The organism is Micromonospora acroterricola (genome assembly GCF_003172955.1).
Lineage (GTDB): Bacteria > Actinomycetota > Actinomycetes > Mycobacteriales > Micromonosporaceae > Micromonospora > Micromonospora acroterricola.
This window is the reverse complement of sequence record NZ_QGKR01000187.1, coordinates 1-5,031: the sequence shown is the minus strand read 5'-3', so window position 1 is coordinate 5,031 and position 5,031 is coordinate 1. Positions and strand designations below refer to the sequence as shown.

5 protein-coding genes are annotated in these 5,031 nt (G+C 72.3%); 1 reads left to right on the top strand and 4 read right to left on the bottom strand.

Annotated features, from left to right (window positions below; all coding sequences use genetic code 11):
* Positions 1-50: 50 nt before the first annotated feature.
* The 3 genes from DKT68_RS13985 to DKT68_RS13975 form a co-directional block, all read right to left on the bottom strand.
* Positions 51-821, bottom strand: coding sequence for a hypothetical protein (locus DKT68_RS13985; RefSeq protein WP_109817838.1), 771 nt, complete (start codon positions 819-821; stop codon positions 51-53).
* 151 nt (positions 822-972) lie between these two features.
* A complete protein-coding gene (locus DKT68_RS13980; RefSeq protein WP_109817840.1) occupies positions 973-2,079 on the bottom strand; it encodes an SPFH domain-containing protein in 1,107 nt (368 codons plus the stop codon).
* 5 nt (positions 2,080-2,084) lie between these two features.
* Positions 2,085-2,558: an NfeD family protein gene (locus DKT68_RS13975; protein WP_109817837.1), complete on the bottom strand. Its 474-nt coding sequence runs from the start codon at positions 2,556-2,558 to the stop codon at positions 2,085-2,087.
* 130 nt (positions 2,559-2,688) lie between these two features.
* On the opposite strand from DKT68_RS13975, the gene DKT68_RS13970 reads away from it, so the two are divergent.
* On the top strand, positions 2,689-4,002 hold the full coding sequence (locus DKT68_RS13970) for a serine hydrolase domain-containing protein (RefSeq protein WP_109817836.1): 1,314 nt from the start codon (positions 2,689-2,691) through the stop codon (positions 4,000-4,002).
* A gap of 170 nt (positions 4,003-4,172) precedes the next feature.
* Here DKT68_RS13970 and DKT68_RS13965 read toward each other — a convergent pair whose 3' ends face one another.
* Positions 4,173-4,985, bottom strand: coding sequence for a DUF3097 domain-containing protein (locus tag DKT68_RS13965; protein ID WP_109817839.1), 813 nt, complete (start codon positions 4,983-4,985; stop codon positions 4,173-4,175).
* Positions 4,986-5,031 lie beyond the last annotated feature (46 nt).

Genomic DNA, 5,031 nt, shown 5'->3' with positions numbered 1-5,031 from the left:
CTTCATGATCGACCGGGTCAAGGCGGGACCGTGAGGGCCGGCGACGTGGGTCAGGAGGGGGTTGGGGTGGAGAGGCTGGCGCTGGCGGCGTCGCGGGCGGTTTCGCGGGGCATCAGGCGCCCGGAGCGGTAGCCGATCCCGATGCCCGCGATCAGCACGAAGATCGCGCCGAACGTCTGCAGCGAGCCGATCAGGGCGCCTCCCAGGCCGAGCAGCGGCGCGGCGATGATCAGCATGACCCCGTCGCCAAGGCTGAACGAGCCCGAACGGGCCACCGCCCACCCGGTGAGGAACCAGCCCGCGCTGTAGAAGGTGGCGCCGACCAGCACCAGCGACCGCGCGGTGGTGCCGAAGACCGGTGTCTGTTCGGCGAGCCCGGCGAAGGGCAGCATCAGCACGGTGCCGGCGATGCTGACCAGCAGCCCGGCGGCGGCCACCCGACGACTGCGGGTAGCGGCGAGCAGGCCGGTGAGGGCCAACAGCGCGAGCAGGCCGAGCCAGACCGCGGCCACCCAACCGATGAGGTACGCCGCCCGGCCGTCGGCCGGATACGGGTCGTTGCCCACCCCGCCGTCACTGGCCATCGCCACCGCGCCGTAGAGGATGGCGTACGCGGGCAGCAGCCACACCGCCGCGCGCGCGAACCGGCGTATCGACCAGGCCCAACTGGCGTTCGTTGCCGGCCCGGCCGGGGTCGGTTCGCCGACGAACGGCAGTACGCCGAACCCGCCGCCGCTCCGTCGGGAGCCCAGCGGGCCGGCCGGGTCGTGCGCGCCGGGCACCGGGGCCGAGGACCACATCCGATTCGCCGGATCCTTCATGCGTCACCTCGCTCGCCGACGAGCGGTGCGGGACGCGCCGGGGCGCCCCGATTGCCTGGTCACCACCCGTCCTAGGACCGATCGTGGCAGGCGTCGGAGCGCCCCATGAGTCTTTCTCGCATTTAGCCGGCCGGGTGGCCGGCGTACGGGATCAGCCGCGCTCGCGCTGGTCGGCCGGGTCCTCGACGAGGCTGGTCGGGGACACCGGCTCCGGCGCCGGCAGCCCCTGCGGTCCCTTGCCGCCGGTGGCCTGCGCCTCGGCGACGCGTACCTCATCGTGGATCTGCTGAGCGGCGTCCGCCGCGGCCTGCGCCGCCTCCGCGGCCTCGCGCTCGACCTGGCTCGCGTGCTCCGCGGCCTCCGGTGCGGGCAGGTCCCCGACCATCTGGCTCAGCCCGCCGAGCGCGCCACCCATCCCCTCCAGCGCCTTGGTCAGCTCGGCCGGGATGATCCAGACCTTGTTGGCGCTGCCCTGGGCGATCTGCGGCAGGGCCTGCAGGTACTGGTAGGCGAGCACCTTCTGGCTCGGATTCGCCTGGTGGATCGCGTCGAAGACCGTCCGGATCGCCTTCGCCTGGCCCTCGGCCTGCAGGATCCGGGCCTGCCGGTCACCGTCGGCCCGCAGCACCGCCGACTGCTTGTCACCCTCGGCGGTGAGGATCACCGACTGCTTGTGCCCCTCGGCGGTGAGGATCGCCGCGCGGCGGTCCCGCTCGGCGCGCATCTGCTTCTCCATCGAGTCCCGGATGCTGGCCGGCGGCTCGATCGCCTTGATCTCCACCCGGGTCACCTTGATGCCCCAGCGGCCGGTGGTCTCGTCCAGCACGCCGGAGAGGTGCCGGTTGATCTCGTCCCGGCTGGTCAGCGCCCGCTCCAGGTCCAGCGAGCCGATCACGTTACGCAGCGTGGTGACGGTGAGCTGCTCGATGGCCTGGAGGAAGCTAGAGATCTCGTAGGTCGCCCGGACCGAGTCGACCACCTTGAAGTAGAGAACGGTGTCGATCGAGACCACCAGGTTGTCCGAGGTGATCACCGGCTGCGGCGGGAAGCTGACCACCTGCTCCCGCATGTCGACCTTGGTGCGTACCGCGTCGACGAAGGGCACCAGCAGGTTGAGGCCGGGGCTGAGCGTGCGCTTGTACTTTCCGAGCCGTTCCACCACGTCCTGGCGTTGCTGCGGCACGATCCGCACGGCCTTCGCCAGCGTCACCACCGCGATCAACGCCACTGCGATCAGCAGTACGCCTATGACCGTCATCCCGTTCACCCTCTCGCTTCCGGCAGCTCGCCGGCGGAAGAAACATCGTCCTGCCAGACCAGGGCGGTCGCGCCCCGGACCTTTATCACCCGCACCCGTGCGCCAGGCTCGTAGGACTGCGTCGTGTCGTACGACCGGGCGCTCCACAGCTCTCCGTCGATCTTGACGAGGCCGTGCTCGGCGTCCACCCGTTCCAACACCAACGCTGTGGAACCCTCGATCGCTTCCACGCCGAACGGCTGCTCGCCGCTGTCCAGCGCCGACCGCTGGTGCCGCCGGATGACCGGTCGGACCACCACCAGGCTCAACGCCGACACCACCGCGAACACCAGCGCCTGCACCGCCACCGGCGCGCCCAGCGCTGCCGCGCCCGCCGCGGCGAACGCGCCGACCCCGAACATGATCAGAAAAAGCGTCGTCGTGAAGACCTCGGCGACAACCAGCAGCACACCCACAACGATCCATACCACGGCGTCCACACCACGATCGTGACACGCGAATGCACGAGCAGCCGACCCGTGATGATCAGTAGGCTCGGCGAAACCCCCCTGGCCCGCCGAAACGCCCCATGACGGCGGCCCGCACCAGCCGACGAGCGAGGAGATCACGTTGACCCTGCTGCCCGAGACCGCCCGACAGTTCGACGCCCAGGTGGCCCAGGCGCAGGTCGACGGCCGCGCCCCGTCGCTGGTGCTCGGCGTGGTCCGCGACGGCACGCTGGCACACCTGGCCGCCGCCGGCGAGCACCCCCGCCCGGGCGTCGACCTGCAGTACCGGCTGGGCTCGATCAGCAAGACGATGACCGCCACCCTGATCATGCAGTTGCGCGACGCCGGCCGGCTGACCGTGGACGACCCGCTCGAACGGCACCTGCCGGGCACCGGCGTCGGTACCCTCACCCTGCGCCAGTTGCTCGGGCACGCCAGCGGCATCCAGCGCGAACCCGAGGGCGACTGGTGGGAGCGGACCGCCGGCGCCGACCTCGCCACCCTGCTCGCCGGGCTGACCGCCGACAAGATCGCCTACCCGCCGCACGCCACGTACCACTACTCCAACCTGGCGTACGGCCTGCTGGGCGGAGTGCTCGAACGGCTCACCGGCATGCCCTGGGCGGACCTGCTCGACGAGCGGATCCTCGCCCCGCTGGGGATGCGCCGCACCACGTACGCGGCCACCGAACCGTTCGCCCGCGGCTACGTTGTCCACCCGTGGCACGACACGCTGCGCGAGGAGCCCCGTACCGACACCGGGGCGATGGCCCCCGCCGGGCAGCTGTGGTCGACGATCGAGGACCTGGGCCGCTGGGCCGCGTTCCTGGCCGACCCCGACCCGTCGGTGCTGGCCGCCGGGACGCTGACCGAGATGTGCTCCCCCGTGGTGATCGGCGACCTGGACTCCTGGACCCACGGGCACGGCCTCGGTCTGGAGCTCTTCCGGGAGGGCGACCGGGTGTACGTCGGCCACGGGGGCTCGATGCCCGGCTACATCGCCTCGCTGGCCGTGCACCGACCCACCCGCACCGCCGTGGTGGGCTTCGCCAACTCGTACGGGCTGCGCACCGGGCACCTCGGCGCCCTCGGCCGGCGGCTGCTCACCCTGGTGCTGGACGCCGAACCCGCGCCGGTCACCCCGTGGCGGCCGGCCGCCGCCCCTCCCCCCGCCGAGCTCGCCGAGCTGACCGGCCGCTGGTGGTGGATGGGCACCGAGATCGAGGTGTACGCGGACGTCGCCGGCGAGCTGCACGCCGGCCGGGTCGGCGCTCCCGACCTGCGTTTCGTCCCCGAGGGACCGGACCGCTGGCGGGGCCGCGCCGGTGGACAGGACGGCGAGATCCTCACCGTCCTGCGCGACGAGCAGGGTCGCGCGGTCGCCCTGGACATCGCCACCTTCGTCCACACCCGCACCCCCGACCAGGAACCCTGACCGGTCGCGTGCGTTCGCCGCCGCTCCGGCACCCCAAGATCCGCACAACATCGTGGACGTAGTGGCCTCCGAGGGCCTTCATGGCCACTACATCCCCGAAGTTGCGCGATCTTGCGTATGCGGCAGGCGCGGGGCGACGGCGCGGCCGGGCGGGGCGGCGAGGCGGCGGGTCAGGCCGGTTCGGTGACGAAGTCGATGAGGCGTTCCATGGCGTTGATCAGGGGGGTCTCCACGTCGGCGAAGCTGTTCACCCGGGACAGGATGTGCCGCCACATGTCGGCCGGCTCGGCCACGCCGAGGGCAGCGCAGACCCCCTCCTTCCACGGCTGCCCCGGTGGCACCACCGGCCACGCCGCGATGCCCAGCGCCGCCGGTTTGACCGCCTGCCAGACGTCCACGTAGGGATGCCCGGTCACCAGCACGTACGGCGAGTTGACCCGGGCCACGATGCGGCTCTCCTTGCTGCCCGGCACGAGGTGGTCGACGAGGACGCCGAGTCGCCGGGTCGGGCCGGGGGCGAAGTCGCGTACCTCGGCGTCGAGGGCGTCGATGCCGTCCAGCGGCTCCACGACCACGCCCTCGATCCGCAGGTCGTCGCCCCAGATCCGCTCGACCAGCGCGGCGTCGTGGATGCCCTCCACCCAGATCCGGCTGGCCTTGGCCACCTGGGCGCGCACGTTGTCCACGGCCACCGACCCGGACGCGGTACGCCGACGCGCCGCCGGCACCGGGGCGCGGGTCGGGCGACGCAGTGTCACCGGCCGACCGTCGAGCAGGAACGCCGCCGGCAGCAGCGGGAAGTTGCGCCGCCGGCCGTGCCGGTCCTCCAGCACCACCGCACCGGACTCGAAGCCGACGACCGCGCCGCAGAATCCGGAGTCGGCGTCCTCCACCACGAGATCCGGTTCGGCGTCCACCTCGGGGGTGACCTTCCGCCGCCGCCAGTCCCCCGCCAACACGTCCTCGCCGTATCGCCCCGCCATGTCGATCACGCTAACCCCGGCTCCCCCACCGATCACCCCGACACAC

What these genes read in the sequence shown, in the direction of transcription:
- DKT68_RS13985 (WP_109817838.1), bottom strand. Translation starts at nt 821, where the DNA reads ATGAAGGATCCGGCGAATCGGATGTGGTCCTCGGCCCCGGTGCCCGGC.
- DKT68_RS13980 (WP_109817840.1), bottom strand. Translation starts at nt 2,079, where the DNA reads ATGACGGTCATAGGCGTACTGCTGATCGCAGTGGCGTTGATCGCGGTG.
- DKT68_RS13965 (WP_109817839.1), bottom strand. Translation starts at nt 4,985, where the DNA reads ATGGCGGGGCGATACGGCGAGGACGTGTTGGCGGGGGACTGGCGGCGG.